General features: G+C 55.1%; 1 protein-coding gene. It reads right to left on the bottom strand.

Annotation, left to right across the window (positions count from 1 at the left end; genetic code table 11):
* Positions 1 to 17: 17 nt before the first annotated feature.
* Positions 18 to 269, bottom strand: a complete 252-nt coding sequence (locus FS320_RS44940) for a WGR domain-containing protein (protein ID WP_152718835.1) — start codon at positions 267 to 269, stop codon at positions 18 to 20.
* Positions 270 to 532: the final 263 nt, after the last annotated feature.

Raw genomic sequence — 532 nt, 5'->3', positions numbered from 1 at the left:
CGGGATTGCTCCAGTCCCTACCCACCTCTCAGCACATAGCCGCGCCGCTGCTTTCGCTGGAGCCAAGTTTCGAGGGCTTCCATGGCACGTGACTGGTTTTCGTAGAGCTCGATCCTCCTCCGCCCCGGCTGACCGAGACGACCCCACTCGCGGATCAGTGTCGCATCCCCGAACAGGCTGGGTTCGATCGACAGCACATAATAGCGAGCCATGTTGCAGGCAGGATCACACCTGTCGAGCACCAGGTACTGGATCGTGGCTTGGGACATGCCTCCATGTTGCGCAAGCCATGTGCTGAGGTCCAATCAAAGTCTTGAATCAGTTCAGCAGCAATGATTCACAACAGTGATGCACCCAGCCTTCGAAACGTCAGAGTAGCAACTCACAGGCTCTAATCGCTCGCCTAGAGGCTGGTGAGCAATTTTATTACTCGCTTCAAGTGCTTGATTTGGAATAGCTTTCGTGAAGATTGATGAGGCGGATGCGGGGTGTGCAACGGTTGAGGAGCCCCGCTATGGATACTTGTCTCTAT

Origin of the sequence: Microvirga tunisiensis (genome assembly GCF_009296175.1) — a bacterium.
In the GTDB taxonomy this organism is placed as follows: domain Bacteria; phylum Pseudomonadota; class Alphaproteobacteria; order Rhizobiales; family Beijerinckiaceae; genus Microvirga; species Microvirga tunisiensis.
Note: the sequence above shows the minus strand (reverse complement) of the source record. Positions and strands in the feature narration are given on the sequence as shown.

Bases quoted from the DNA above. Each gene is read 5' to 3' on its own strand.
- FS320_RS44940 (WP_152718835.1), bottom strand. From the start codon at position 269: ATGTCCCAAGCCACGATCCAGTACCTGGTGCTCGACAGGTGTGATCCT.